Below are 24,433 nucleotides of genomic sequence, written 5' to 3'. Positions count from 1 at the left end.
CGGCCGGGGCAAGCACCTCACCGACGCCGGTCCAGCAACAGCACATCCACGGTGGAACCCGCCGCGGCGGTGGTCACCCGTTCACCGAGCACCAACAATCCGTTCGCCTCGGCCAACCCGGACAGGGCCAGTGGCCCGCCGCGCAGCGGCTGAACGGTGTATCCGCCGCCGCGCCGTTCGGCGACGTGCGCCGGCCGAAACTCCCGCAGCCCCGCCGGCGAGGAGATCGTCTCCAGCAGGTGTCCCCGAACACCGGGGCGAAAGACCGGCTCCGCCCCGGCCAACATATTGATCACCGGTCGGGCCAGGACCTCGAAACCGACCAGTGCCGCCCCCGGATCGCCGGGCAGGCAGACCACCGGTACCTCCTCCGGGCCGACCGTGCCGAACCCGAGCGCGGTCCCGGGGTAGAGCGCCACCTCGGTGAAGACGACCGGTCCGGTCCGGTTCCCCTCCCGGCGGGAGAGAATTCGCCGGACCATGTCGCCCGGCCCGGTGCCGGTGCCGCCGGTAGTAATGATCAGATCGGCCCGCAGGGTCTGATCCTCCAGCAGCCCCCGCAGCCCCTCCGGGTCGTCGTCGCAGATACCCACCCGATACGCGAGAGCGCCAGCCTCGGCTGCCGCCGCGGTCAGCGCGTGCGAGTTCACGTCCACCACCTGGCCGGGTTGGCTGCCCCGCCCCACCTCGACGAGTTCGTCGCCGGTCGCCACGACCACCACACGCGGGCTGGGCCGGACGACCACGTGCCCGATTCCGGTAGCGGCCAGTACGGCGACCAGCGCCGGCGAGACGTAGGTGCCGGCCCGGGCGAGCAGCGTACCGGCCAGAATCTCCTCGCCGGTCTTGCGGACGCTGTACCCCCGCTTCGGTACTCGGTGGATCTCCACCGAGGCCATCCCCTGGTCGGTCCATTCGACCGGAACCACCACGTCCGCGCCGATCGGCAACGGCGCCCCGGCGGCCACCGAGAAACAGGCCCCCGGGGTGAGCCGGACCGGACGCCAGCTCGCGGCGCCCAGGTCACCGACGACGTTGAGCTGCACGACCCGCCCGCCCGGTGAGCCAGCCTGGGCCGGCAGGTACCCGACGCCCCGGCCACCGGCGGCGATGTCCTCCCAGCACGCCGCGTATCCGTCCACGGCTGCCTGGTCAAAGGCCGGGACGGAGTGCGTCGCGACGACATCCTCAGCGAGGACGTTGCCGTACGCCTGGGTGAGGTCGAGGTCGAGTGGCGGCAGCGCGTGCAACCTGCGCAGCACACTGCCCAGGTATTCGGCGAGCGGCGTCAACTCGTTCACGGCCGCCTCGGCGTCGGCCGTCGCGGTCATGTACGTGGACCACCCGAAGAGCCCGCGTTGACAAAGTCGGCGAGCCACTCACGGAACTCGGCGCCGAGGTCGTCACGTTCCGCGGCGATCTGCACGACGGTCTGGAGATAGCCCAACGGCATGCCCGTGTCGTACCGGGTGCCCCGATAGACGATGGCGTGCACCGGCACCCCCTCGGTGCGCAGGATCTCCATCGCGTCGGTCAGTTGGATCTCGCCGCCGCTGCCCGGCTCGGTCCGGTGGATCGCGTCAAAGATGCGCCCGGGAAGGACGTAGCGGCCCAACACGGCGAGATTGCTGGGGGCCTCCTCCGGCTCCGGCTTCTCCACCATGCCGGTCACCCGGACCACCTCGGCGATGTCGGCGAACTCCGCCTCGGCCGGCGCCACCGAGGCGATGCCGTACCGGGTGGTCTCGTCGGGATCGACCTCGAAGAAAGCCAGCACGATCCCGCCCGTACGGGCCTGCAGCTCCAACATGGCCGGCAGCAACGGCTCGGTCGGCTTCACGAACTCGTCCCCGAGCAGCACCGCGAAGGGCTGGTCTCCGATGTGGGACTCGGCGTAGCCGACGGCGTGGCCGAGCCCGAGTTGCTCCGGCTGCCGGCAGGTGTAGATGGCGGCCAGGTCCTCGGTCCGCTTGACCGCGGCCAGCAGCTCAGGCTTCTTCGCGAGCCGTTCTTCCAGGTCGGGACGGCGGTCGAAGTGATCAACCATGGAGGTCTTACCCCGCCCGGTGATCAGCAGGACGTCGGTGATCCCGGCCTCGGTGGCCTCCTCGACGATGTACTGCAACACCGGCCGGTCGACGACGGGGAGCAGTTCCTTGGGCACCGCCTTGGTGGCGGGCAGGAAGCGGGTGGCGAGCCCGGCGGCCGGAATGACCGCCTTGACCGCGCGGGGCCCGCCGGTCGTGGTGGCCGTCGATGAAGGGTTCGCTGAGTGCTCCGACATGCCGCGAGACTATCGGCCACGGCTCTGTCGTGGCGGGTGAGGACCGGAAGTCGCGCCGCTGGGAGTGACCGCCCCGGACCCCGCTGCCACGTCGGTCTCCGACCCGTTCCCGCCGGCCGCACCGGCCTGCTCCGACGTCTCATGCCGCGCGTCGGCTGGAGGCGTCCCCTCGTCCGAGCACACCGGCACCGGTAGCGCGGGTGCCTTCGCCGCCCGGGCGACCCGGCAGGTGTCTCGACCGCTGGCTTTCGCCACGTACAGGGCTTCGTCGGCGGCATTGAGCACCTCCTGTCCGGTGCCGCCGTGGTCGGGGTGGACCGCGACACCAATGGAGACGGTCACCGGCACCAGGACCGGGACGCCCAGCCCGTCGACAGCGATCGGGGTGTCCCGCACCGCCGCACCGAGCCGCTCCGCGACGATGGCCGCGCCCACGACGTCGGTCTCCGGTAGCAGCACCACGAACTCCTCTCCCCCCAACCGGAAGGCGAGGTCGACCTCACGGATCTCGCCGCGGATCCGCCGGGCGAACTCGACCAGCACCCGGTCCCCGGCGGCGTGCCCGTGGGTGTCGTTGACGTGCTTGAAGCGGTCCAGGTCGAGGGCGAGGACGCTGAGCATCCGACCGAACCGGGTGGCCCGTTCCACCTCGCGGCGAAGCGACTGGCGCAGATAGCGGTAGTTCCAGAGGCCGGTGAGGGGATCCGTCAGCGACAGCCGCTGGGTCTCCTCGTGCACCCGGACGTTGTCCACCGCCACCGCGGCATGTCCGGCGAAGGTGCGCAGCGTGACAAGGTCGTCGTCGTCGAATTCCTCCCCAGCGAGCCGATCGTAGAGGGCGAGCACGCCGAACGTCGCCGGTGCCGCACCGTCCGGCGGGCCACCCACGGAGGGGGACGCGCCGTCGGCCCGCGTGGCGCCGCCGTCCCGCGGGGCTGCGAAGGGCACCGCGATGTACGTCCGGCAGGGGGGCTCCCCCGGCGACGCCGTGGACGGCTCCACCCGGCCGCGGCGCGCCTCTCCGCTGACCGTAACCGCGCCCACCAGGTCGCCGAGCGGGACCCGATTCGGCCCCGGCCCACCGGCCGGCACCTCGAGCCCTTCGGTGGCCTGCGCGACCAGCAGCCCACCCGAATCGACGAGGAGCACGGCCCCCGCGCGGGCACCGGTCGCCGCGATCGCGCTGTGCAAGATAACCCGCAGGATGCGCTGCAGGTCATGGGTGCTGGCCAGGGTGTCCCCCAGCACTTCCAGGTGTCCGCGCAGTTGGTCCCGGCTGCTGGTCAGTGCGGCGACGTAGGTGCCGGTCTCCCGGGTCATCCGGTTGAACGCTCCGGCCAGCCGCCCGATCTCGTCCCGGCTCCGCACCGGCACCCGCACGGTCAGGTCGCCCCGGGCCACGCGGTCCACCGCTCCCGCCAGTTCGGCCAAGGGCCGGCTGGTGGCCCGGGCCAGCCGCCCGGCGACGACCACCGCCAACAGCACGGCCAACAGCACGACGGCGACCAGAGCGACGTACAGGCTGGGGGGCCGGTCGCTCGGAACGGAGAGCACCAGCGACAGCGGCTGCCCGTCCGACGGACCGACCCGCCGCACGTACCGACCGTCGACGGTGCCCACGACCTGCTCGCCGTCCACTCCACCGACGGCACCGAGTACCGCCTCCCGTACTCCCGCCGACTCGGTGGTGTGCCGAAGTTGGCTGGCCGTGTCCGGGCCGCCGAGCAGGGTGACCGCCGCCCCGGTGAGCACCGCCAGCCGCGCCACGAACGCGGGGTCGACCGGCTGCGCGGCGGTGACCGTGCCCCGTGGAACCCCGGTGGCGTCCCGCAGGTCCACCCGGACGGCCAACGCACCAGGCGGTGCACCGGCCGAGGTACGCCCCGCGCAGTCCCGCCAGGGCTCAGCGGGCAGCGGCGTGGTGGCGTGGAGCACCCGCCCCTCGATGTCGGTGACCCGTACGGCGGCGGCGAGACCCCGATCGACCATCTTCCGCGCGGCGACCGCCCGGTCGTCGGCGAGGGCCACCGCCTCCGCGGCGGCCCGCAGCTGCTGGCAGAGCGCGTCGACCGCGGTTCGGACGGCGGTCGCGGCAGCCGCGAGCCGGTCGGCGGACCGACTTCGATCGGCGCTGGTCACGGCCGATCCCACGAAGTACGCCCCGACCAGCACCGGACCGAGCACCACCATGGTGAAGGCTGCGGTTAGGCGTGCCCGTAGTGTCACTCGGTCCCCCCGGGACTTCGCGGCCGATGCTTGCGATGCTGACACAGAGTCACTCCCGGATGAACCCTGCGTCAGGAGTGTTGCGTGCCAGATTTTTCTGATCAAGCGGAAGTGACCCGCGATGCGAAGTTTGCGACGCGCACCACACTGCTCGCCCGCCGCCGGCGGCTCGGCGACGCGGAGCGGGCCACCGCCGCCCGACATGTCCAGGCCGACCTGGCCGACCTGGTACGCCGACTGCGCCCGCGCCGGATGACGGCGTACGTGCCGGTTGCCTCCGAACCGGGGGGCCCCGAGCTCCCGGCGGTGCTGCACGCCGCGCTGCCGGAGGGGGCCGAACTGCTGCTGCCGGTACTCCGGGCCGACCTTGACCTGGACTGGGCACCGTGGACCGGGCCCGACGATCTGGTCGCCGCCGGACGGGGGATGCGGGAGCCGACCGCGCCCCCGCTCGGCCAGGCCGCTGTCACAACGGCCGACCTGGTGGTGCTGCCGGCGCTGGCGGTGGACCGGCGAGGTGTGCGGCTGGGGCGGGGAGGCGGCTCGTACGATCGGGCGCTCGCCCGGGTCCCGGCGACCACCCTGACCGTGGTGCCGCTGCACGATGGCGAGCTGGTCAACGCGCTACCGGTGGAGCCGCACGACCGCCCGGTCCACGCTGTGGTCACCCCGACCAACGGCCTGCGTACGCTGGACGGTGCCGCACCGCGCTGAACCCGCGCCGGTGTCACGCCCCACACGTCCGCTGGACGAACCCGGGGGTGATGACGCACCATTGGCACTCGAATATGCCGAGTGCCAACCGACAGCGCCAGTTCCGGAGGAGAACGTGCCCACGTACCAGTACGCCTGCACCGCGTGCGGCCACCAGCTCGAGGCGGTGCAGTCTTTCACCGACGAGCCGCTGACCGAGTGCCCGACCTGCGCGGGGCGGTTGCGGAAGCTGTTCAACTCCGTCGGCATCGTGTTCAAGGGGTCGGGCTTCTACCGCACCGACTCCCGCACCGACTCCGGCTCGGGTAGCACGGCCGGCAAGCCCGCCGCCGCGAGCAACGACTCCGGCTCGTCGAGCGACTCGACCTCGAAGGACTCGACCTCGAGCGGATCGACGTCGAACGGATCAGCGTCGAACGGCTCCGCAGCGGGCGGCGCAACCTCCTCGAAGAGCACGGGCGCCTCGGCCAACTCCGGCGGCAAGAAGACCCCCGCCGGCAGCGGCACCAGCTGAGCGAGGGGCGGGGCGACCCCGCCCCACCCCGGCACATCGATCACGGGCAGCCCCCGGTCGAGAACGGTCCTTCAGCGGGGCCGTCCAGACGCAGGGGCTGCCCGTGATCGCTTGGAGTCAGCTCGGTGGGCAGGGGGGCGAACCGATCGGGTCAGAGGTTCACGTCAACCGTGGCGGTGCCGATCACGATCCGATGGTCGGAACAGTAGCCGCCGCACACGGTGGAGATGGAGAGCGAGTCACCGGTGTACGACCCGGCGAGGCGGTTCTCTCGTACGAAGATGAAGTCAATTTTGCGGCCCAACCCACACGGGCCACCGGTGTCGCCGTTGTCGACGGTGATCTCGCCGTACCCGGCGCAACGGGTATCCGTGTCGTCCAACTCCCGATAGCTGCCGTAGTTGGCCGAGTTGTACTGGGTGTTCAGGCTGGACGAGTACCACTTGTTCAAGGGGTCGAGGTTGGGCTCGTTGTTCAGGTCACCGGCCAGAATGACGGTCAGCCCAAGCGCGTTGAAGGTCTCCATAAGGCTGTGCACCTCGTCCAACTGCCGCTCATTGATATTCTTTCCATCGATAATCGCGTCAGATGGCGTGATATGTGCGGCACAGAACACCACTTTCGGCGTAGCCGATAATGGTGCACACAAGAGCGTCCTGTCCTCGGATGACCCGTCCGAGGACAGCGTGTAGTGCGAGGCGGTACCGAGTGGGGCCTTACTGAAGATAGCGTTTCCGAAGGGCTCGCCGTCGCAGGCGGTGGAGTGGGAGGTCTCGAACCGGGCGAAATTGCTGTCGTCCTCCGGCCAGCCCAGGTCGCGCAGCTTCTCAATAACGGCCACATACTGGCCCCGGCACACCTCGTTGAGTGCGGCGAAGTCTGCGGACCTGTTCCGGATCGAGTCGGTGATCGCCGTGATCAGCCCGTTCGTTGTGGACGCGCCGTTCATCGTCCAGCCGGCAACGTTCCAGACCCAGGTGTTGTAGGTCCTCGTCGCGGCCGTGGCCGTGGTCGTGGTCGTGGCCACCGCCGCCGTACCCGACCCGAGCAGCAGCGCAAGCGAGACCACAGAGGCGGTGATCAATCTTGTAGCAAGCAACTCAATCTCCCTTCAATGCCAACAACGGGACAAGAGTCACATCTGCCAACCATTCACCACAAGGACCACCGTCAATTCTTCATCAGCAGTTACCCGGAGATATACACGCACTTCACAATCATTGTCATAATTCACTTGACAATGGCGGCCATCACCACACTTCAAGCAAACAACGTTGCGGCGGCGATCCGCCCAGGCACCGCCACCCAGCGCAGGTTGGCCGGTGTGCGGCGCTGATGGCGGCGCCACCGCGCGGGCGGCGGACATCAGCGTGCCGGGCAGGGAGATTTCCGGATTGGGGCCGCTCCTGCGACGCGGCCGGCAGGGCACCCGACGCCCACTGGTGCTGGTGGCTAGGACAGCCGGATCAGGCCCGAATGCTCAGTCCCAGTGCGGCGGGCGCTGCTCGAGCAACCAGGCGTCGTTTCCGCCGGTCGGTTCCCCCCAGCCCTGATCGGTGTCGTCGGTGGCCCGCTCCGGCAGCATCGAGCCGCTGCCATCGCGCGGCGTGATCGTCCGGTCCTCGGCACGCGCGCCGGATCTCCCCGGCTCCTGGTGGGTCACGAGCGCCAACCCTAGCCCAGGACGCGCCGCCCCTTGCCCAGCACGCCCGACGACCAGACGGCACCGCCGGCTGCCCCTTGGTAGCGTCAGCGGGCGTGACGACTCCCGGCAGCTCCGCGGACGACTACTGGCGGCCCCCCGGTGCCGGCGATCCGTCCGGCGCACCCAACCCGCCCGGCGCGCCCAGCCCGGCCACCGCTCCGTCCGGCGCACCCAACGCGCCCGGTGCTCCGCTCGGCGAGCCCGGCCCGACGCCGACGTCTCCGGTCGGATACACCGGCCCGCCACCGACCACCCCACCGCCGGCCGACTGGCATCCGCCGCTGTACCTCCAGCCGCCGCCACCACGACAGCTCCCCGGACAGGACCAGGCGGCGTTGGACCTGGCCGAGCAGCGGGCGCAGCACCTCACCTGGATCGTCGGGGCAGTCGCCGCCGTGATTCTGCTGGCACTCAGCTGCGCGTTCTGCCTCCGGCTGGTGCGCTGAGGATCAGAGGGTGTTGCCCCAGACCGCCTCGGCGCCGGTGTGCCCGGTGAGAGCGACGTAGACGAGACTGACCACGGCGAGCGCGATCACCACCACCGACAGCACGCGGGTCACCCAACCCGGCAGCTTCGGCACGCGCGGACGGCCGCTGGTCACCACGAGCAGCACGATGGCGGCGACGGCCAGCGCCAGGACGTACCGGAAGGTCAGGTCGCCGTACCGAGAATGCTCGGCGATCTGATCGACGATCGGCCCCTGTAGCCCACGGGCGGTGAAGACATCAGTCAGCTCCGCGCCGGACTGCACCGCGACCCACGCGGTGGCCGGTGCCGTCACCGCCAGCAGGACAAGCGCCCAGTCGATTCGGGACCGGAACCGAGGCAGCGCGACGTAGGCGATCGACACCAGCGCTAGCAGCGGCACGAAGACGACTACCGCGTGCACCACAAGAACGTGGGCGGGTAGACCCATGAACTCCTTGAACATGCGCACCTCCGGTGATTGCCGTCACGGGACGGCCAGCCTACGGTCACCCGGCCCACCCGCCTAGGTCCCACACCCGAGCTACACGCAGTCGTGATCAGCCCGGTTCACCCCGTCGGTTCGGCTCTCGGTTGTCGCTCTCGGTTGTCGCGTGCTGTCATTGGCGCATGTCCAGTGGTGAGGAGCTGCTCCGGTCGAAGGGTCTGCGGGTAACCCGCCCCCGCCTCGCTGTCCTCGACGTGCTCGCCGCCGGAGGCCACCTGGAGGTGGACGAGATCGCCCGCCGGGTCCGGGAGCGCCTCAACTCGGTCTCCACGCAGGCGGTCTACGACGTGCTCGGCGCGCTGTCACGGGCCGGGCTGTCCCGCCGGATCGAGCCGGCCGGCAGCCCCGCCCGCTACGAGGCCCGGGTTGGCGACAATCACCACCACGTGGTCTGTCGGGGCTGCGGCGACATCGCCGACGTCGACTGCGCCGTCGGCGACGCCCCCTGTCTCGACCCGAACACCGCCCACGGTTTCGAGGTGGACGAGGCCGACGTGACCTTCTGGGGTCTCTGCCCCCGGTGCCAGGCCCGCCGCCGCGCCGACGACTGACCGGTGTCACCCGCCGTCGGTCACCCGCTCCACGGCGGCCCACGGATCCTTCCCCGGTGTCTGCGCACCGGCCGGACAGTGACGCCGGTAGTCACACCAGCCGCAGCGCGGTCCCGGGGCGGTGGGGAATGCCTGGTCCGGATCGCCGCCGGCGGCGACCGATCGCTCACCGGCAATGATGTCCCGAGCGGTCTCCTCAGCCCGGGTCACCTGCCGCGCGAGCGACTCCGGGCTGTGCTCGTGCGCGGCGACTGTCCCGGACGGCAGGTGATGGAGCTCCACCCGACGACACGGCTTGCGGAAGACCCGCTCCGCCGCGTACGCGTAGAGCGCCAGCGCCTGCGAGCCCCGGGCGTCGTCGGTGTCCAGCCCGGCCCGGCCGGTCTTGTAGTCCACGATAGCGAGCTCCGCCCCCGCCGGCCCGACCCGGGAGTCGATCCGGTCGGCGCGGCCGTTGAACGCCAGCACCCCGGTCTTCACCGCGACCACCCGCTCCACCCCCAGCGGTTCGGTCTCCGGGTCGAGCGTCGCCACGTACGCCTCAAGCCAGCCCAACGCATGCCGGAACGCGACCCGCTCCTGCTCGTGGTCCCGGTAGCCGTCGCGTACCCAGGTGCCCTTGAGCAGCGTCGCCAGCCCCGCCGACCGTCGCCGGTCAACGGGGAGCGCATACCAGTTCTTCAACGCGGTGTGGACGCTGGCTCCAAGCGAGTTGTGCGCCCAGGCAGGCCCCTTGGGCGGGGCGGGCCGGTCTAGGTAGGAGTAGCGGTAGCGCCGTGGGCAGTCCGCGTACGCGCCGAGTTTGCTGGGAGTGCACACGAAGAGCCGCTCCGGCATGCCCTCGAAGCCAAGCTGTTCGGGCTCGGCGACGCGGGGTCGCGGCGGGGTGGTGGAAGGTCGGCCAGCTCGTCGCACACCGCGATCCTGCCATCCGCCCCCGACGGAGTCAGCTCGCGGTCGTGTACTGGGTGACGAAGGCGGCCACCGCGTCGGCGATCAGCTGAACCGCGATGGCCGCCAGCAACAGTCCAGCGATCCGGGTCAGCACCTCGATGCCACCCGGACGCAGAATCTTGACGATCCCACCGGAGAAGCGGAGTACCACCCAGACGGCGAGCAACACGGCGATGATCGCGCCGGCGATCGCGGTTATGTCGGCCGCGCCGTCGGCCTGCTGCATGAAGAGCATCGTGGCCACGATCGCGCCGGGACCGGCGAGCAACGGGGTGCCCAGCGGCACCAGTGCGATGTTCGAGGTGGCCTGCTGGCTGGGGTCGTCCGCTTTGCCGGTCAACAGTTCCAGGGCGACCAGCACGAGCAGCAGGCCACCGGCGGCCTGCAACGCGGGCAGGTCCACGTGCAGGTAGTCGAGCAGGGTCGAGCCCGCCACCGCGAAGATCGCGATCACCCCGAGCGCCAGCGCCACTGCCTGCCAGGCCGCCCGGTGCCGGTCCCGGGCCGACAGCGGTCCGGTCAGCGCCAGAAAGATGGGCATCATGCCCGGCGGGTCAACAATCACGAGCAGGGTTACAAAGACCTCGCCGAAGAGCTTGATATCCACCTGATCAACCTAACGGCGCCGAACCGGGCCGCACACCGCCTCACCTGGAAGCGACGCTGGTCACCCCGGCGGCGACGATCCGCTCGTAGGCCGCCAGGTCGGTGGTGAAGGCACCCAGCCGGACCGTCTTGTGGGTACCGTGAAAATCCGAGGCGCCGGTCACCAGCAGGTCCAGGTCGGCGGCGAGTGCCCGCACGTGCGCCCGCTCGGCGGGGGTGTGATCCTCGTGGTCCGCCTCGAGCCCGGCCAGTCCGGCGACGGCGAGGTCCGCGATGAGTTCGTCGGGAACTACTCGACCACGCCGGGTGGCCCGGGGGTGGGCGAACACTGGGACGCCCCCGGCCGCCCGGACCAACCGGACCGCCTCGAAGACCTCGATGTCCTCCTTGGGCAGTCGATATCGCTCGCCCAGCCAGTCCGGACCGAACGCCTCACTCGTCGTCGCGACCAGTCCAGACCGGATGAGGGCTTGGGCGATGTGCGGCCGGCCGACCGTCCCGCCCTGCGCGCCGGCCAGGATCTCCGACCAACTCACCTCCAGACCGTCGGCCTGGAGCAGCCGGACGATCCGCTCGCCACGTTCGAGGCGGGCATGCCGGACCCGGCCCAGCTCCGCGGTGAGGTCCGGGTTGTCCGGGTCGAAGAGGTACGCGAGCAGATGCAGCGACACGGCGGGGTCCGCCCCGTCCCACCGGCAGGAAAGCTCGGCACCGCGGACCAGCCGCAGCCCGGCCGGGAGCGCCCGGACCGCCGGCTCCCAGCCGGCCGTGGTGTCGTGGTCGGTGATCGCGACGACGTCGAGGCCAGCGGCCGCCGCCGCGTGGACCAGCTCGCCGGGGGTGAGGGTGCCGTCGCTGGCGGTGGAGTGGGTGTGCAGATCGATCCGAGTGTTCACCGCCCGACGCTATCGGCTGGGGTGGGCCGGAACGGTTCCCGGGCACACCGACCTTTCGGACGGCGACTCCGGGCTCCCCCGGCGACGTGGTCACCCTCGTCCGGCGCTGCCTCAGGCGCCGTCGTCGGCCTTCGCCTCGTCGGCTTCCTTGCCCAGCCGCGCCTCGACCGCCTGCGGCTCGTACATCTCCTCGACGACACGCAGGTAGAGTTCGTTCGGGTTGGGCAGGTTCTTGATCTCACGCAGTGCCTGTTCCTGACCGGCGGACTCGAGGACGAACGTGCCGTAGTTGAGCGCTCGCCCGGCCGGCGTCTGCTCGTACTTCATGTCGGTGACCCGGACCAGCGGCATCATCGCCACTCGGCGGGTGATAATGCCATTGACCACCATCACCCGCTTGTTGGTCAGGATGAACCGGTCGTACCACCAGTCGGCGACCCGCCACGCCACCCAACCCATCACGGCGAACCAGGCCAGCACCGCGACGGTGGTCAGCCCACCGACGTCCTGCCCGGCGAGGAAGCCGGAGAGGTAGCCCAGCACGAAGGTGGCGACGACGCCGATAAGCAGCGGTGTAGCGAGGTGTATCCAGTGTCGCTTCCACTCACCCCGGTATCGCTCGGTGGGAAAGAGATAGCGGGCGACGAGGGAACTGGGCTCATCCTCCAGCGGCAGGACCCGGCGCGGCGCCATGCCGGCCGCATCTGCCCGTAGGCCAGCGATCTCGTCCTCGGAGATCTGCGGCGGCTGGTATTCGGCCTCAGGGTCTGGGATCCAGGTCCGCCCCGACCGGCTGTCGTCGGCGAACCCCGGACCGTCACCCAACCTCGCCTCGTCGAACGGGGCGGGACCCTCGAACGGGGGCGGACCGGATCCGTAGCCGGATCCGTCCTCCGGGTCGATACGGGGGATCGACTCCGTGTCGCGCTCCCGGCGCTCCCGGTCGGGGTCGTCGGGGTCGAAGGGGGGACCGGAGGGGCTGCCCATCGTCGGCTAGGCGACGATGTTGGTGACGAACTCGCCAAACCCCTGGGCGATGTCCACGAGGCCACCGCCGAGTGACTTGAAGACGTCCGCCGCGGAGTTCGGTCGGTAGGCGACGAAAAAGATCAGAAATGCGATACCGGCCCAGGTGAGGACCTTCTTGACCATGAGGGGCCATCCTCTCGCGCGGGCGCCGGGTCCGATTACCGCAGCGACACTCAGAGTATCAAGGTGATGCCGTACAGTTATTTCACTGTGTCCGTTCTCCGACATTCCAGGGGACTTGTCAAGCCCTCCGCATGGTCCGGAGCTGGTACGCCGTGCCTGAGCCCAAGGCACGTCCACTTCGAGGGGTACGCCGAACGACCCCACGAGCACCGGCCCTGCACTCGCCGGCCAGGTTATCGCATGCGGCCACGATCCCCGAGCTTCAACGGCCGACGCGCTTCGATCCGCCGGTGATCTCACACCACACAGTGGAGTACGGGCGTTCCACCTCAGGCCGGCGCTGGCCCGCCGTACGACCGGATCCAGGCGTGCATGGCGATGCCGCTGGCCACGCCGGCGTTGATCGAACGGGTCGAACCGTACTGGGCAATCGAGAAGAGCTGGTCGCAGGCGGCCCGAGCGGGGTCGGACAGACCCGGGCCCTCCTGACCGAAGAGCAACACGCACTGCCGGGGCAGCGCGGCCGTCTCCAGCGGTCGACAGCCGGGCAGATTGTCGATGCCGACCACCGAAAGCCCGGCACCCGCCGCCCAGGCGACGAAGCCTTCGATCGTCTCGTGATGCCGTACATGCTGGTAGCGGTCGGTCACCATGGCGCCGCGTCGATTCCATCGGCGGCGGCCGACAATATGGACCTCGGCGGCGAGGAACGCGTTGGCGTTACGAACCACGGTCCCGATGTTCAGATCGTGCTGCCAGTTCTCGATCGCGACGTGAAAGTCGTGCCGCCGCTGGTCCAGGTCCGCGACGACGGCCTCCTGCCGCCAGTAGCGGTACCGGTCAACGACGTTGCGTCGGTCACCGTGCGCAAGCAGGTCTGGGTCATAGCGCGGGTCGTCTGGCGGGGTGCCCTGCCACGGACCAACCCCGACCTCAAACTGCTCACCGGTCACGGGTCCTAGAGGGTACGGCCAGCCAGGCGCGCCGCTCAGCCCAGCCCCAGGGCGTCCCCGAGCCGGTCGAGGAACCGGCGGTCACTCAGGGCAACCCGCCCAGCCTGGCCCGGCCCGGCGTGGCAGACCCGGGCAGCGACCGACTGCACCCACTGCCGATAGGCCGCCGAGTCAGCCGGATCGGCCCGACGCTCGAGCAGCCGGACCGCCGTGCGGGCGACGGCGAGCAGTTCGGCGGCGGTGGCGCGATGGGTTGTTCGGCGGGGCCAGCCGTCGGCGAGCCGCCCGCTCGACGCACTCGCTGACCCGTCGTGCCGGGCATAGATCGTGGCCACCACCGCGCGGACCAGATCACTGTCGAAGGACCGGCCCGCGGCGACGGCGTCGAGGCCCGCCAGCCCGGCGGCGACTCCGCGGACCGGCGCTTGGGTGGCGGCAACGACGACGGTCCAGCTGGGCAGGCTGGCGAGTAGGTCCCACTCCCTGGCGGAGTAGGCAGCATCGGTCAGCGGTACGGCGCGGCGGCCGGCGATGGGCGGCTCGCCGGCGACGGAGTGGCTCATGGGAACCTCCGGCACCAGCATAAGCCCCGATAACCGAGAAAAGACCAACAAAACGGGGAGAGTCGGACGAAGCCGCAACGACTCGAGGGGTGGATCACGCCGGAAGCCGCCTGAAACCTCCGGCGCGGCACCGCTGTCAGCGCGGCGTGGGAAAACTCGGCCGCTCCAGGTCCACCCCGTCGGCGGCAGCGGCCTCGGCGTACGCCTTCTTCGGCACCATGACCTTGCGCCGGAACACACACACCAGCGTGCCGTCCTGGTTGTAACCACGGGTCTCGACGGCGACCACGCCGCGGTCCGGCTTCGAGGAGGACTCCCGCTTGTCCAGGACCGTGGTCTCGCCGTAGATCGTGTCGCCGTGGAACGTCGGGGCGACATGGCGCAGGGATTCGATCTCCAGGTTCGCGATCGCCTTGCCACTGACATCGGGCACCGACATACCCAGCAGCAGGGAGTAGACGTAGTTGCCGACCACGACGTTGCGCGTGAACTGGCTTGAGGTCTCGGCGTAGTGCGCGTCCAGGTGGAGCGGGTGGTGGTTCATCGTGAGCAGGCAGAAGAGATGGTCGTCGTACTCCGTGACCGTCTTGCCCGGCCAGTGCCGGTAGACCGCGTCAACCTCGAAATCCTCGTAGTAGCGGCCGAACTGCATCCTGATCCCCCTTCGACGGGCGGTGATGAGTTCGGCACAGCATGCCTTACCGATGGTAAAGGCGGACCAGGGGACGACGGTGGTCGGGAAATGTCACACCGATGCCACCTGAGGCCGGACGCAATGAGCGGCGGGGCCCTCCCCGGCACCCGCCGCCCACGCTCTGATGCGTCAGATTCTGCCGCACGACGGCCACAGTCCAACAGAGACGGGGATCACAGTTGCCTTTTTGTTACATCACTTAGCGTAACCGACACCTGCCCAGCAAGTGATCAAGGTAAATTCGATAACTCCATGTCACAACTCAAGTTACCGATACGTAGGTCTTGTGGTGCCCAGCAGCTCTGGAAGCGCTCCCATCACCAGCGGTAGCGCAAATGCGGCATGCACTTGCGTATTGCAGCACCCACCCAGAACCGACGTCCATCGATGAATGTGACCCCGCCGTAACCGAACCAGCGACGGCCGCGTTTCGGTCATCGGAGCCCGGGAATTCCACGCGGCACGCCCTGGTTCGACCAGAGGTAGCTGTTCCACGCGATCGGAGAGATGAAGATGGCAACCGTTGAGCTGACCATGGCGAACTTCGACGAGGTGACCGGCGGCGATGGAATCGTGCTGGTCGACTTCTGGGCCGATTGGTGCGGGCCCTGCAAGCGGTTCGCCCCGGTGTACGAGCGCTCCTCGGAGAAGCACCCAGACATCGTCTTCGGCAAGGTCGACACCGAAGCACAGCAGGAGCTGGGCGCGAAGTTCGACATCCGCTCCATCCCAACGATCATGGCGATCCGCGACGGGGTCATCGTCTTCGCCCAACCGGGCGCGCTCCCCGAGTCGGCCCTCGAGAACCTGATCGAGCAGGTCGAGGCGCTGGACATGGACGACGTCCGCAAGAAGCTCGCCGAGCACCCCAACTGACCCACCCGGACCTCCGCACCCACAGCGCTTGCCACCTGTTCGAACCTGTGTTCGAATACCCGGCATGCGCTGGGAAAACCTCGCCGCGAGTCCGAGCACGAACAGCCTCGACCGGTCAGCGCCAGCGACGCCACCCCTGCCGCTGGCGCTGACCGGCGTCACCGCCCGGAGCTTTCCCACGCCCGACTTCGCCGGAATGACCTTCTACGAAATCCAGGCCAAGTCGATCATCAACCGGGTCCCGAGCACCTCCCGCGGCCTCTTCGAGTGGACCATCAACCCATATCGAGGCTGCAGCCACGCATGCGTGTACTGCTTCGCCCGCAACACGCACACCTACCTCGGCCTTGACGCCGGTGCCGACTTCGACCGAAGAGTGATCGTCAAGACTAATGCTGGCGAGCTACTCCGCCGGGAGCTGGCGGCACCCAGCTGGCGGGGCGCGCACATCGCGATGGGCACCAACGTGGACTGCTACCAGCGAGCCGAGGGGCGCTACCGGCTCCTACCGGAGATCATCAGCGCGCTACGGGACTTCGCCAACCCCTTCTCGATCCTCACCAAGGGCACACTCATCCTGCGCGACCTTCCCCTGCTCCGCCAGGCCGCCCGGGTGACCCGGGTCAGCCTGGCCTGTTCGCTGGGCTTCGTCGACGAACGGCTCTGGCGCGCGGTCGAGCCGGGCACACCGAGCCCAGGCCGTCGGCTACACGTGGTCCGCCAACTCACCGAGGCCGGCTTCGCCGTCGAGGTGCTGATGGCACCGATCCTGCCCGGCCTCGGTGACGATGACGAGTCCATCGAGGCGACCGTGGCGGCGATCGCCGCCGCCGGGGCGACCGGCGTGACCCCGATCGCGCTACACCTGCGTGCCGGCGCCCGAGACTGGTACGCCCGCTGGCTCGGTCGAACCTTTCCGCACCTGGTCCCCCGCTACCGTGAGCTGTACGGGGCAGGCGCGTACTCCCCCCAGTCGTACCAGCGGGAGCTGACCGCCCGGGTCCGGATCGCGGCACGCCGGCACGGACTACATCCAGGCGCTCCCCGGGACGACCCGCGGCCCCCCAACCGGCCGCGCGCCGAACAGCTCAGCCTGCTCTAGCCGCCCCTACCGAGCCCCTCCGCCCGGCACCCGGACGCGGCACCTCACCGGTGTACCCCGCGCTCCTGGCGGCCCACCACGACCCTGCGGCGATAGGGTCGATGGATGCGCACGCCCCAGCAGCTCCTCGCCGACGCCGCCGTGATCGCTGTTGTCGGCGCGTCCCGGGATCCGCGAAAGCCTGCGCACACCGTACCGTTACACATGCAACAGCACGGCTGGCGAATCATCCCGGTCAACCCGACCGTGGACGAGTTGTTCGGCGAGCGCGCCTACCCGTCCCTCGCCGACCTCCCGCACTCAGTCGACCTGGTTGACGTGTTCCGCCCGGCCGACGACGCGGTGGAGGTCGTCCGCTCGGCGGTCCAGATCGGCGCGCCGGCGGTATGGCTGCAACTCGGCATCGTCTCCCCGGCAGCCCGGCGGATCGCCGCCGAAGCCGGAGTCGACTACGTCGAGGACCGTTGCCTCGCCGTAGAACGCGCCGCCGCCGGCCTGAGCCGTCGAGGCTGACCAGGACGTCAGAGCCGATACTCCTTCAGCAGACCACGGGAGATGATGGTCTTCTGGATCTCCGAGGTGCCCTCCCCGATGAGCAGGAACGGGGCCTCCCGCATCAGGCGCTCGATCTCGTACTCCTTGGAGTAGCCATAGCCACCATGGATGCGGAACGCCTCCTGGACCACCTCGGCGCAGTACTCGGAGGCGAGTAGCTTGGCCATGCCGGCCTCGACATCGTTACGCTGACCGGCATCCTTGAGCCGGGCAGCGTTGACCATCAACGCATGCGCGGCCTCGATCTTCGTCCCCATCTCGGCTAGCTTGAACGCGACGGCCTGGTGTTTGGCGAGCGGCTGGCCGAAGGTCCGGCGCTGCTGCGCGTACGCGGCGGCCAGTTCGAAGGCGCGGATCGAGATGCCACAGGCACGGGCCGCCACGTTCACCCGGCCCACCTCGATTCCGTCCATCATCTGGTAGAAGCCGCGACCGACCTGATCCGCTCCGCCGAGCACCGCGGACTCAGGGACGGTCACACCGTCGAGAATCATCTCGGTGGTCTCGACCCCCTTGTAGCCCATCTTTTCGATCTTGCCGGGGATGGTGAGGCCCGGGGCGGTCTCACCAAAACCCGGCTCCTTCTCCAGCAAGAAGGTGCTCATGTTCCCGTACACCGAATCGGCACCGGTGTCGGTCTTGACCAAGGTGGCGACCACCGACGCGTACGCTCCGTTGGTCAGCCACATCTTCTGGCCGTTGAGGACATAGTCCGCACCGTCCCGGACCGCCCGCGAGGTGATCGCCGAGACGTCGGAGCCACACTCCGGCTCGGACATCGAGAAGGCCCCGCGCACCTCGCCGGTCGCCATCTTCGGCAGCAACCGGGCCCGCTGGTCGACCGATCCGTGCTGAGAGATCAGGTACGCCACGATGAAGTGGGTGTTAACGATGCCAGAGATCGACATCCAGCCACGGGACAGCTCCTCGACCACCAGCGCGTAGGTCAGCAGGGACTCCCCCAGGCCGCCGTACTCCTCGGCGATGGTCAGGCCGAACAGCCCCATCTCGCGCATCCCGTCCAGGATTTCGGCCGGGTACTCGTCGGCCTGCTCCAACCGCTGCGCGTGCGGGATGATCTCCTTGTTCGCGAATTCCCGGACAGTTTCCAGAATCGACTGTTGCACGTCGGTCAGGCCGGGTGTCTGGGCGAGTCGAGCCATATCCGCCTCCGGGTCGGTGCGCTACTCGGGGGGAACTAATGCCCGGCTAGTATCGGCGGCACGAGCGTTGCCGCCAAGGTGACCAGTCCCCGAACCGCTGTGAAAAGTTTCACCGGCCGGGGTAGCGTCCGGCAACAGGGAGCTCGGCAGGAGGAGAAAGTCGTGAGCCAGCCACCGTCGCCCGGTCCACCGGATCCCGACCGGCCCGTGTCCCCGTGGGAACAACCCACCGCCGGCCCGGAGCCGTCCCCCTCGCACGGAGCCGACCCGAACCAGCCGCTGGAGCACGGTGCCGCGCAGGGCAGCCAGCCCCAGTGGGGGCAGCAACAGTGGGAACAACAGCAACAGTGGGAACAACAGCAACAGTGGGCGCAGCAGCAGCAGTGGGCGCAGCAGCAGCACCATCTCTATGGCCCGCCCCAAAGCCCCCCGACGAACGTCCTGGCCGTTCTCTCCCTGGTCTTCGCCTTCGTGTTCGCGCCCGCCGGCATCGTCCTCGGCCACCTGGCCCGCCGGCAGCTGCGCACCAGCGGCGAGTCCGGTGGCCAACTCGCCACTGTGGGCCTGATCCTGAGCTACATCTTCACCGTGCTCTACCTGCTGGGCTGCTGCGGATTTGTGTTCCTGGTGAGCGCCCCCATCCCCGGCAGCCCCGACGCGTACTGAGTCGCCCACGGGCCCCGGGGCGTGGGCGGGGCTGCCCTCGGCGCTGGCATGCAGCCCCACCCACCTCGGCTCGAGAGTCGCCGGTCAGCGGAACTGCGCCTCGCGCACGCTGTTGCCGCCGTCCACCACCAGCATCTGGCCGGTGATGTACGAGGCAGCCGGCGAGCAGAGGAACGCGATGGACGCCGCCACCTCGTCCGGCGTACCCGGCCGTCCGACCGGTGTGCCCAGTCCTTGTTTGAGCTCGGCAATCGTAGACGCGGCGGTGTGGATGGTCCCTGGGGCCACCGCGTTGACGGTCACCCCGTCAGCGATCATCTCCATCGCCAACGCCCGGGTCAGCCCGACGACGCCAGCCTTGGCTGCCGCATAGGCGGCCTCCGTCGGCAAGGCATTGACCGGGCCGGAGGTCGCCGCCATGCTGACGATCCGGCCCCAACCCCGCTCGGCCATCCCGCCGATGAAGGCCCGGCTGCACAGGAAGGCTGTGGTGAGGTTGCGATCGATCTCACCGCGCCACTCCTCGTAGCTGAGCTGGGCGACCGGCCGCAGTACCTCCGGACTCGCCCGACTCGCCAAGCCAGCGTTGTTGACCAACACCTCCACGTCACCGAGCTGCTCGGTGACCGCGTCCGCCAACGCACCGACCTCCGACTCGTCGGTAAGGTCAGCCACAAATCCGGTGACCCCCAGTTCGCCGGCCCGCTCGTGGATGCGGCGAGTGGTGGAGACGATGGCGACCCGCGCGCCCAGGTCAGCGAGGCGACGGGCGGTCGCGTACCCGATACCGTCCGGGCTGCCGGCTCCGGTTACCAACGCCACCCTCCCGTCGAGCCGCATGGTGACCGGTTCCGGCAGGGGTACGTGCTCGTCCTGCCCTTCGGGCCCGTCCGGGCTGCCGCCCGTCGACCGGCTGCGGCGGGCCACACCGCGACGACTCGCGTCTCGTCTCGGTCGGCTGCCGGCTCTCGCGTCAATCGCCATGTCAGAATCCTGCCCGTTTGCCCCGGGCCAGGCAACGCGGCGCGGTGGCGGTGTCCCCGAATCTTATTCGGCCGATTACCCTAACGGCTCACCATTACCTGGATGGAGACAGCACAAGACCATGGCCTACCCCCCATCCTCCGGCAACCGGACGGATCCCACTCGACCGCTTTCCGGGTTGCTGAACGACAATCAGGAAAACGCCAATCCTGGGCAGCAGTCCACGCCCGCCGCCCTGGCAGTAAGCCAACTCGGGCCTGGTCAGCCCGCCGGAGGTGTTCCCCACCCCCCGAGCGGCCCGCACCCAGGCGCCTACCCGGTGAGCGGCCCGTACCCGAATGCCTTTCCAATGAACGGCTACCCACAGCCGACGTACCTGGGCTATGGCTACCGCCAGCCGGAAACGAACGGGCTGTCCGTCGCCGCCCTGGTGTTGTCATTGGTCGGAATCGTGTCCTGCGTCACCGCGCCGGCCGGGGCGGCCCTCGGCCACGTCGCGCAGCAGCAGATCCGGGGAACCGGCGAGAGGGGCAACGGATTGGCGAAGGCCGCGATCATCATTGGCTGGATCATGACCGGCCTGACACTACTTTCAATCGCCTCGTACGTGGTGCTGTTCGGCGTCTCCGCCGCTATCTTGATCGGGAGCACCCCCTGAACCCACTCAGCCGCAGCAGGCCGCCCCGGAAACCAGGACGCCGGGCCGGCCTGCTACTGCGCCGGCGGGGTGAAGGAAGAGGTACGAACCATCCCGGCCGCTCGGCCCTTCGCCGCGATCACCAGCGCCATCTTGCGCGACGCCTCGTCAATCATCTCGTCGCCGAGCATCACGGCGCCAAGCTTCCCCCCGGCCTCCGAGGTGTAGTGCTGGTAGGCGTCGAGAATCAGCTCGGCATGGTCGTAGTCATCCTGGGCCGGCGAGTAGACCTCGTTCGCGGCTTCCAACTGGCCCGGGTGCAACACCCACTTCCCGTCGAAACCGAGCGCGGCCGACCGCTTGGCCACGTCACGGAACCCATCAACATCCCGGATCTGCAGGAACGGGCCGTCGATCGCCTGCTTGTCGTGCATCCGGGCGGCCATCAGGATGCGCATCAGAATGTAGTGGTAGGGATCGCCCGGGTAGTCCGGAATCAGCGCCCCGACCGCCAGCGACTTCATGTTGATCGATGCCATAAAGTCGGCGGGGCCGAAGATGATGGTCTCCACCCGGGGCGACGCCGCGGCGATCGCGTCAACGTTCACCAGGCCGGCCGCGTTCTCGATCTGCGCCTCGATACCAATCCGCCCCACCTCCAGGCCGAGTGTCTTCTCCACCTGGGTAAGGGTGAGATCCAACCACCGCACCTGGCCGGCGTCCTGCGCCTTCGGCAGCATGATGCAGTCCAGGTTGACGCCGGCACCCTCGACAACATCGATAACGTCCCGGTAGGTCCATGGTGTGGTCAGGTCGTTCACCCGGACCACCCGGGTCTTGCCGGTCCAGTCACCCTCGTTGAGGGCGGCGACGATGTTCTTGCGGGCATCTGGCTTCGCGAGCGGGGCGACCGCATCCTCCAGATCGAGGAAAACCTGATCGGCGGGGAGACCCTGCGCCTTACCCAGCATCTTGACGCTGGAACCCGGTACCGCGAGGCAGGACCGGCGGGGGCGACCGACTGCGGTCATTGATGCGCTCCTTCCAGCGTCCGGCGAACTGGCCGGCGCCACCTCAACCATGCAGACGTATGTGAACGTGGCAATCCAAACGGGCGGCTTAACGATCCCAAAGTACGTGGGGACGCCACGGTAACCTCGTGCCGTGACTGGGGTGAACGGACCTGTGGAAGATCTCACTGGACGTCGGCTGACCGTGGTGACCGGAGCCAGCTCCGGCATCGGCCTCGCAGCCGCCATTGAGCTGGCCTGCCGGGGCGACCAGGTGGTGCTCGTCGGGCGCGATTCGGCCCGCCTCCACGCCGCCGCCGAGCAGGTCCGTGAGGCCGCCGGCGAGCTGCCGGAGGTGTTCCGCGCAGACTTTGCCGTCCTCGACGACGTCCGTGCCCTGGCGGAGCGACTGCGCTCGGCGTACGACCGGATCGACGTGCTGGCCAACAACGCCGGGGCGATCGTGCTTCAGCCGACCACCACGGTTGACGGCTACGAGCTGTCGATTCAGACCAACCACCTCGCGCCGTACCTGTTGACCAATCTCCTGCGGGACCGACTCAGCCGGATCGTGGTGACCGCGTCCGGCGCCCACCGCAGCGGGTCACTCAACCCGAACGATCTCAACCAGCCACTGCACCGATACCGCGCGATGAGCGCCTACGGCACCAGCAAGCAGGCGAACATCCTGTTCACCACAGAGGCAGCCCGACGCTGGCGCGACCTTCCGACGTACTGCTTCCACCCCGGAGTGGTGCGGACCCGGTTCGGCGGCGACAGTCGGCTGATCACCTTCGCCATGCGTCTGTTGCCAGCCCGTAGGGCGGAGAAGGGAGCCGAAACCCTGGTCTGGCTCGCCAACCAGGCTCCGGAGCGGCTCCGCAGCGGCGGGTACTACCAGGATCTCCGGCTCCGCCAACCACTCCGGAAGGCAACCGATCCCCAGTTGGCTGCTCAGCTCTGGGAGGCCAGCGCGAAGGCGGTCGGCATTGACGCGAGCCCGGGGTCCGGGACAGGTCAGGCACGGTGACCCCGCGCGCTGCTGTGGATCACCACAGCGACGCCTGCCAGGAGCAGCGCCAGTCCCGGCAGCGCTGACGGCTGCGGCAGCTGGCCCAGCCAGAGCCAGCCGATCAGTGCCGCACCCGGCGCCTCCAACAAGATCAACATACTGATCGTGGTGGCCGAGACCCGACGCAGCGCGTAGGTGAACATCGAGTGACCAAGCAGCTGGGCACCGGCCACCAGCGCCAGCACCGCAAGCCAGGTACGGGTGTCGAAGCCGGACAGCCGCACCCCACCGACCCAGCAGACCACGAGCAGGACCAGGGCACAGACGCCATAGCAGACGGTGGTGAACGTGGTGGTGCTGACCGTTCGACGGGCCTGCTCCCCCAGGGCCGTGTAGACCGCGGCGAACATTCCGCCGACGATCGCGAGCAGATCACCGAGGAACGCCGGCCCGGAGAGCGCGAGGTCGGCCCCGGTGGCCAGTACCGCGCCAGCGACCGCCAGACCGACGCCGGCCCACATCGCCCTCGGCAGTCGCCGCCCCTGGGCCTGCGCGATCAGCCCCTGCCAGACGGGTTGGGTGGCGACCAGCGCGGTGGCCGCCGCGACCGTGGTGAGCTTGGCGCTCGGCATCCAGGTGGCGAAGTGCGCGGCGAGCGCGACACCGGAGAAGACGCAGTACCGACCCGCTCGACGCCCGGCCGGAGCGGCCAACGCCCGCAGCTCTGCCCGCCGCCGGAGCAGGGTGGCCGGAGCGAGCACCGCGGTCGAGAGCAGATTGCGCCAGAAGGCTACCGCCAGGGCCGGTGCGGCGGCGAAGGCCACCAGCGGCGCTGAGGACGACACGGCGAGCACGGCGAGGGCGAGCGCACCGACGGTCAACGGCTCCGGTGGCAGCCGGGACGGGAGGGCGGACACGAAGAGCAATGGTCACACGACTCCCAAGCCGGCTCGATCAGCCCTCGACTATGATCATCCGCGACTCACCGCCAACCCTCACCGCCGAAAGGCCCGCATGCCCAGGATCCAGGCGGTGCTCTTCGACTTCTTCGGCACGCTGACCCGCGCCGTACAGCGTGGTAGCGCCCACCGCACGATGGCCGAGCTGCTCGGCTGCCCGCCCGAGGTATTCGTCAAGGTCCTCGACCGCACCTACTATCAGCGCGCCACCGGCGCCCTGGGCACCGCCGAGGCGACCCTGCGCTGGGTATGTGAGCAGGCCGGGGTTCGACCCTCCACCGCGGCGCTCCGGTCGGCGGTGATCGCCCGATTCCGCGCCATCCGCGCTGACACCCGCCTTCGCACCGAGGCAGTACCCACCCTCGCCGCGCTGCGCCAGCGCGGGCTCCGAATCGGGTTGGTCAGTGACTGCACCCATGAACTGCCCGCCTTCCTGCCGCAGTTGCCGATCGATCCGCTCCTCGATGTCCGAGTCCTCTCGGTCCAGTTCGGGCGCTGCAAGCCCGACCCGGAGCTGTACCGGGCCGCCTGCCGGCAGCTGGGCCTGACGCCCGCCGCCTGCCTGTACGTGGGGGACGGGGGGAGTCAGGAACTGACCGGGGCGGAGCGGGCCGGGCTGCACGCGGTACGCCTGGCGGCCCCGGACCTCGCCGGCCATCTGACCTTCAACCCGGACGCCGGCT

28 protein-coding genes and 2 pseudogenes are annotated in these 24,433 nt (G+C 69.5%); 11 read left to right on the top strand and 19 right to left on the bottom strand.

Going from position 1 to position 24,433, the window contains the following annotated elements:
- Positions 1-17: 17 nt before the first annotated feature.
- Genes STROP_RS03770 through STROP_RS03760 form a run of 3 tightly spaced genes read right to left on the bottom strand, consistent with a single transcriptional unit; the run spans position 18 to position 4,474 of the window.
- Entirely contained in the window at positions 18-1,331 is a 1,314-nt protein-coding gene (locus STROP_RS03770; RefSeq protein WP_011904657.1) for a molybdopterin molybdotransferase MoeA, read from the bottom strand.
- The gene (locus tag STROP_RS03765) at positions 1,328-2,284 is read right to left on the bottom strand and encodes a UTP--glucose-1-phosphate uridylyltransferase (protein WP_011904656.1); all 957 of its coding nucleotides are present in this window, start codon (positions 2,282-2,284) and stop codon (positions 1,328-1,330) included. Before STROP_RS03765 ends, STROP_RS03770 begins: the two co-directional genes overlap by 4 nt.
- 9 nt (positions 2,285-2,293) lie before the next feature.
- Positions 2,294-4,474 carry a GGDEF domain-containing protein gene (locus STROP_RS03760; protein ID WP_187151604.1) on the bottom strand — a complete coding sequence of 727 codons (2,181 nt, stop codon included), beginning with the start codon at positions 4,472-4,474 and terminating at the stop codon, positions 2,294-2,296.
- Positions 4,475-4,594: 120 nt separating this feature from the next.
- Here STROP_RS03760 and STROP_RS03755 point away from each other — a divergent pair, with 120 nt between their 5' ends.
- Both STROP_RS03755 and STROP_RS25530 read left to right on the top strand, forming a co-directional pair.
- Positions 4,595-5,224 carry a 5-formyltetrahydrofolate cyclo-ligase gene (locus tag STROP_RS03755; protein WP_011904654.1) on the top strand — a complete coding sequence of 210 codons (630 nt, stop codon included), beginning with the start codon at positions 4,595-4,597 and terminating at the stop codon, positions 5,222-5,224.
- Positions 5,115-5,480 (top strand): annotated as a pseudogene (locus STROP_RS25530) (FmdB family zinc ribbon protein); the annotation flags it as partial. The gene STROP_RS03755 and the pseudogene STROP_RS25530, both read left to right, overlap by 110 nt.
- 14 nt (positions 5,481-5,494) lie before the next feature.
- Here STROP_RS25530 and STROP_RS25525 read toward each other — a convergent pair.
- The 3 genes from STROP_RS25525 to STROP_RS03740 all read right to left on the bottom strand — a co-directional run bounded on the left by STROP_RS25525 (position 5,495) and on the right by STROP_RS03740 (position 7,401).
- The gene (locus STROP_RS25525) at positions 5,495-5,782 is read right to left on the bottom strand and encodes a hypothetical protein (RefSeq protein ID WP_026274825.1); all 288 of its coding nucleotides are present in this window, start codon (positions 5,780-5,782) and stop codon (positions 5,495-5,497) included.
- A 107-nt stretch (positions 5,783-5,889) separates the two neighbouring features.
- Positions 5,890-6,822, bottom strand: coding sequence for an endonuclease/exonuclease/phosphatase family protein (locus tag STROP_RS03745; protein WP_028564031.1), 933 nt, complete (start codon positions 6,820-6,822; stop codon positions 5,890-5,892).
- A gap of 396 nt (positions 6,823-7,218) precedes the next feature.
- The gene (locus STROP_RS03740) at positions 7,219-7,401 is read right to left on the bottom strand and encodes a hypothetical protein (RefSeq protein WP_018829870.1); all 183 of its coding nucleotides are present in this window, start codon (positions 7,399-7,401) and stop codon (positions 7,219-7,221) included.
- A gap of 95 nt (positions 7,402-7,496) precedes the next feature.
- Here STROP_RS03740 and STROP_RS03735 point away from each other — a divergent pair, with 95 nt between their 5' ends.
- Positions 7,497-7,889 (top strand): hypothetical protein, encoded by a 393-nt coding sequence (locus tag STROP_RS03735; RefSeq protein WP_043158818.1) that lies wholly within the window; start codon positions 7,497-7,499, stop codon positions 7,887-7,889.
- A gap of 3 nt (positions 7,890-7,892) precedes the next feature.
- Here STROP_RS03735 and STROP_RS03730 read toward each other — a convergent pair whose 3' ends face one another.
- Positions 7,893-8,375 (bottom strand): DUF2231 domain-containing protein, encoded by a 483-nt coding sequence (locus tag STROP_RS03730; protein ID WP_011904650.1) that lies wholly within the window; start codon positions 8,373-8,375, stop codon positions 7,893-7,895.
- 164 nt (positions 8,376-8,539) lie between these two features.
- On the opposite strand from STROP_RS03730, the gene STROP_RS03725 reads away from it, so the two are divergent.
- On the top strand, positions 8,540-8,968 hold the full coding sequence (locus STROP_RS03725; RefSeq protein ID WP_011904649.1) for a Fur family transcriptional regulator: 429 nt from the start codon (positions 8,540-8,542) through the stop codon (positions 8,966-8,968).
- Between the two features lie 6 nt (positions 8,969-8,974).
- Here the strand turns inward: STROP_RS03725 and STROP_RS03720 are convergent, their stop codons facing one another.
- The 8 genes from STROP_RS03720 to STROP_RS03690 all read right to left on the bottom strand — a co-directional run bounded on the left by STROP_RS03720 (position 8,975) and on the right by STROP_RS03690 (position 14,744).
- On the bottom strand, positions 8,975-9,883 hold the full coding sequence (locus STROP_RS03720) for a RecB family exonuclease (protein WP_011904648.1): 909 nt from the start codon (positions 9,881-9,883) through the stop codon (positions 8,975-8,977).
- A gap of 31 nt (positions 9,884-9,914) precedes the next feature.
- Positions 9,915-10,529 (bottom strand): MarC family protein, encoded by a 615-nt coding sequence (locus STROP_RS03715; RefSeq protein ID WP_011904647.1) that lies wholly within the window; start codon positions 10,527-10,529, stop codon positions 9,915-9,917.
- 40 nt (positions 10,530-10,569) lie between these two features.
- Positions 10,570-11,424 (bottom strand): PHP domain-containing protein, encoded by an 855-nt coding sequence (locus tag STROP_RS03710; RefSeq protein ID WP_011904646.1) that lies wholly within the window; start codon positions 11,422-11,424, stop codon positions 10,570-10,572.
- Positions 11,425-11,535: 111 nt separating this feature from the next.
- Positions 11,536-12,411 carry a PH domain-containing protein gene (locus STROP_RS03705; protein WP_011904645.1) on the bottom strand — a complete coding sequence of 292 codons (876 nt, stop codon included), beginning with the start codon at positions 12,409-12,411 and terminating at the stop codon, positions 11,536-11,538.
- A 6-nt stretch (positions 12,412-12,417) separates the two neighbouring features.
- The gene (locus STROP_RS25035; RefSeq protein WP_018218449.1) at positions 12,418-12,576 is read right to left on the bottom strand and encodes a hypothetical protein; all 159 of its coding nucleotides are present in this window, start codon (positions 12,574-12,576) and stop codon (positions 12,418-12,420) included.
- A gap of 329 nt (positions 12,577-12,905) precedes the next feature.
- On the bottom strand, positions 12,906-13,529 hold the full coding sequence (locus STROP_RS03700; RefSeq protein ID WP_011904644.1) for a TrmH family RNA methyltransferase: 624 nt from the start codon (positions 13,527-13,529) through the stop codon (positions 12,906-12,908).
- A 35-nt stretch (positions 13,530-13,564) separates the two neighbouring features.
- Positions 13,565-14,092: a hypothetical protein gene (locus STROP_RS03695; protein ID WP_026274826.1), complete on the bottom strand. Its 528-nt coding sequence runs from the start codon at positions 14,090-14,092 to the stop codon at positions 13,565-13,567.
- A gap of 136 nt (positions 14,093-14,228) precedes the next feature.
- A complete protein-coding gene (locus STROP_RS03690) occupies positions 14,229-14,744 on the bottom strand; it encodes a MaoC family dehydratase (protein WP_011904642.1) in 516 nt (171 codons plus the stop codon).
- A gap of 555 nt (positions 14,745-15,299) precedes the next feature.
- On the opposite strand from STROP_RS03690, the gene trxA reads away from it, so the two are divergent.
- The 3 genes from trxA (at position 15,300) to STROP_RS03675 (ending at position 17,277) form a co-directional block, all read left to right on the top strand.
- The gene (gene trxA / locus STROP_RS03685; protein ID WP_011904641.1) at positions 15,300-15,662 is read left to right on the top strand and encodes a thioredoxin; all 363 of its coding nucleotides are present in this window, start codon (positions 15,300-15,302) and stop codon (positions 15,660-15,662) included.
- A 64-nt stretch (positions 15,663-15,726) separates the two neighbouring features.
- The gene (locus STROP_RS03680) at positions 15,727-16,764 is read left to right on the top strand and encodes an Rv2578c family radical SAM protein (RefSeq protein WP_011904640.1); all 1,038 of its coding nucleotides are present in this window, start codon (positions 15,727-15,729) and stop codon (positions 16,762-16,764) included.
- A gap of 105 nt (positions 16,765-16,869) precedes the next feature.
- Positions 16,870-17,277 carry a CoA-binding protein gene (locus STROP_RS03675; RefSeq protein ID WP_011904639.1) on the top strand — a complete coding sequence of 136 codons (408 nt, stop codon included), beginning with the start codon at positions 16,870-16,872 and terminating at the stop codon, positions 17,275-17,277.
- An 8-nt stretch (positions 17,278-17,285) separates the two neighbouring features.
- Here the strand turns inward: STROP_RS03675 and STROP_RS03670 are convergent, their stop codons facing one another.
- Entirely contained in the window at positions 17,286-18,482 is a 1,197-nt protein-coding gene (locus tag STROP_RS03670; protein WP_011904638.1) for an acyl-CoA dehydrogenase family protein, read from the bottom strand.
- A gap of 162 nt (positions 18,483-18,644) precedes the next feature.
- Between STROP_RS03670 and STROP_RS03665 the strand changes: the two genes are divergently transcribed.
- A complete protein-coding gene (locus STROP_RS03665) occupies positions 18,645-19,148 on the top strand; it encodes a DUF4190 domain-containing protein (RefSeq protein WP_011904637.1) in 504 nt (167 codons plus the stop codon).
- An 84-nt stretch (positions 19,149-19,232) separates the two neighbouring features.
- On the opposite strand, the gene STROP_RS03660 is transcribed toward STROP_RS03665, so the two are convergent.
- The gene (locus STROP_RS03660) at positions 19,233-20,132 is read right to left on the bottom strand and encodes an SDR family NAD(P)-dependent oxidoreductase (RefSeq protein ID WP_011904636.1); all 900 of its coding nucleotides are present in this window, start codon (positions 20,130-20,132) and stop codon (positions 19,233-19,235) included.
- Positions 20,133-20,253: 121 nt separating this feature from the next.
- Here STROP_RS03660 and STROP_RS03655 point away from each other — a divergent pair, with 121 nt between their 5' ends.
- Positions 20,254-20,790 (top strand): DUF4190 domain-containing protein, encoded by a 537-nt coding sequence (locus STROP_RS03655; RefSeq protein WP_011904635.1) that lies wholly within the window; start codon positions 20,254-20,256, stop codon positions 20,788-20,790.
- Between the two features lie 53 nt (positions 20,791-20,843).
- On the opposite strand, the gene STROP_RS03650 is transcribed toward STROP_RS03655, so the two are convergent.
- Entirely contained in the window at positions 20,844-21,800 is a 957-nt protein-coding gene (locus STROP_RS03650) for an HpcH/HpaI aldolase/citrate lyase family protein (protein ID WP_011904634.1), read from the bottom strand.
- A 154-nt stretch (positions 21,801-21,954) separates the two neighbouring features.
- Between STROP_RS03650 and STROP_RS03645 the strand changes: the two genes are divergently transcribed.
- Positions 21,955-22,809, top strand: coding sequence for an SDR family NAD(P)-dependent oxidoreductase (locus STROP_RS03645; RefSeq protein ID WP_011904633.1), 855 nt, complete (start codon positions 21,955-21,957; stop codon positions 22,807-22,809).
- On the opposite strand, the gene STROP_RS03640 is transcribed toward STROP_RS03645, so the two are convergent.
- Entirely contained in the window at positions 22,797-23,708 is a 912-nt protein-coding gene (locus STROP_RS03640; protein WP_187151577.1) for a DMT family transporter, read from the bottom strand. The two genes, STROP_RS03645 and STROP_RS03640, sit on opposite strands and share 13 nt — an antisense overlap.
- A 97-nt stretch (positions 23,709-23,805) precedes the next feature.
- Here STROP_RS03640 and STROP_RS25520 point away from each other — a divergent pair.
- Positions 23,806-24,366: pseudogene (locus STROP_RS25520) on the top strand (HAD family hydrolase); the annotation flags it as partial.
- Positions 24,367-24,433: the final 67 nt, after the last annotated feature.

The organism is Salinispora tropica CNB-440 (assembly GCF_000016425.1).
GTDB lineage: Bacteria > Actinomycetota > Actinomycetes > Mycobacteriales > Micromonosporaceae > Micromonospora > Micromonospora tropica.
Note: the sequence above shows the minus strand (reverse complement) of the source record. Positions and strands in the feature narration are given on the sequence as shown.

Excerpts from the sequence above, each read along its gene's own strand:
- STROP_RS03770 (WP_011904657.1), bottom strand. The coding sequence starts at position 1,331 with ATGACCGCGACGGCCGACGCCGAGGCGGCCGTGAACGAGTTGACGCCG.
- STROP_RS03765 (WP_011904656.1), bottom strand. The coding sequence starts at position 2,284 with ATGTCGGAGCACTCAGCGAACCCTTCATCGACGGCCACCACGACCGGC.
- STROP_RS03760 (WP_187151604.1), bottom strand. The coding sequence starts at position 4,474 with ATGGTGGTGCTCGGTCCGGTGCTGGTCGGGGCGTACTTCGTGGGATCG.
- STROP_RS03730 (WP_011904650.1), bottom strand. The coding sequence starts at position 8,375 with ATGTTCAAGGAGTTCATGGGTCTACCCGCCCACGTTCTTGTGGTGCAC.
- STROP_RS03725 (WP_011904649.1), top strand. The coding sequence starts at position 8,540 with ATGTCCAGTGGTGAGGAGCTGCTCCGGTCGAAGGGTCTGCGGGTAACC.
- STROP_RS03705 (WP_011904645.1), bottom strand. The coding sequence starts at position 12,411 with ATGGGCAGCCCCTCCGGTCCCCCCTTCGACCCCGACGACCCCGACCGG.
- STROP_RS25035 (WP_018218449.1), bottom strand. The coding sequence starts at position 12,576 with ATGGTCAAGAAGGTCCTCACCTGGGCCGGTATCGCATTTCTGATCTTT.
- STROP_RS03695 (WP_026274826.1), bottom strand. The coding sequence starts at position 14,092 with ATGAGCCACTCCGTCGCCGGCGAGCCGCCCATCGCCGGCCGCCGCGCC.
- STROP_RS03690 (WP_011904642.1), bottom strand. The coding sequence starts at position 14,744 with ATGCAGTTCGGCCGCTACTACGAGGATTTCGAGGTTGACGCGGTCTAC.
- trxA (WP_011904641.1), top strand. The coding sequence starts at position 15,300 with ATGGCAACCGTTGAGCTGACCATGGCGAACTTCGACGAGGTGACCGGC.
- STROP_RS03680 (WP_011904640.1), top strand. The coding sequence starts at position 15,727 with ATGCGCTGGGAAAACCTCGCCGCGAGTCCGAGCACGAACAGCCTCGAC.
- STROP_RS03675 (WP_011904639.1), top strand. The coding sequence starts at position 16,870 with ATGCGCACGCCCCAGCAGCTCCTCGCCGACGCCGCCGTGATCGCTGTT.
- STROP_RS03670 (WP_011904638.1), bottom strand. The coding sequence starts at position 18,482 with ATGGCTCGACTCGCCCAGACACCCGGCCTGACCGACGTGCAACAGTCG.
- STROP_RS03660 (WP_011904636.1), bottom strand. The coding sequence starts at position 20,132 with ATGGCGATTGACGCGAGAGCCGGCAGCCGACCGAGACGAGACGCGAGT.
- STROP_RS03655 (WP_011904635.1), top strand. The coding sequence starts at position 20,254 with ATGGCCTACCCCCCATCCTCCGGCAACCGGACGGATCCCACTCGACCG.
- STROP_RS03650 (WP_011904634.1), bottom strand. The coding sequence starts at position 21,800 with ATGACCGCAGTCGGTCGCCCCCGCCGGTCCTGCCTCGCGGTACCGGGT.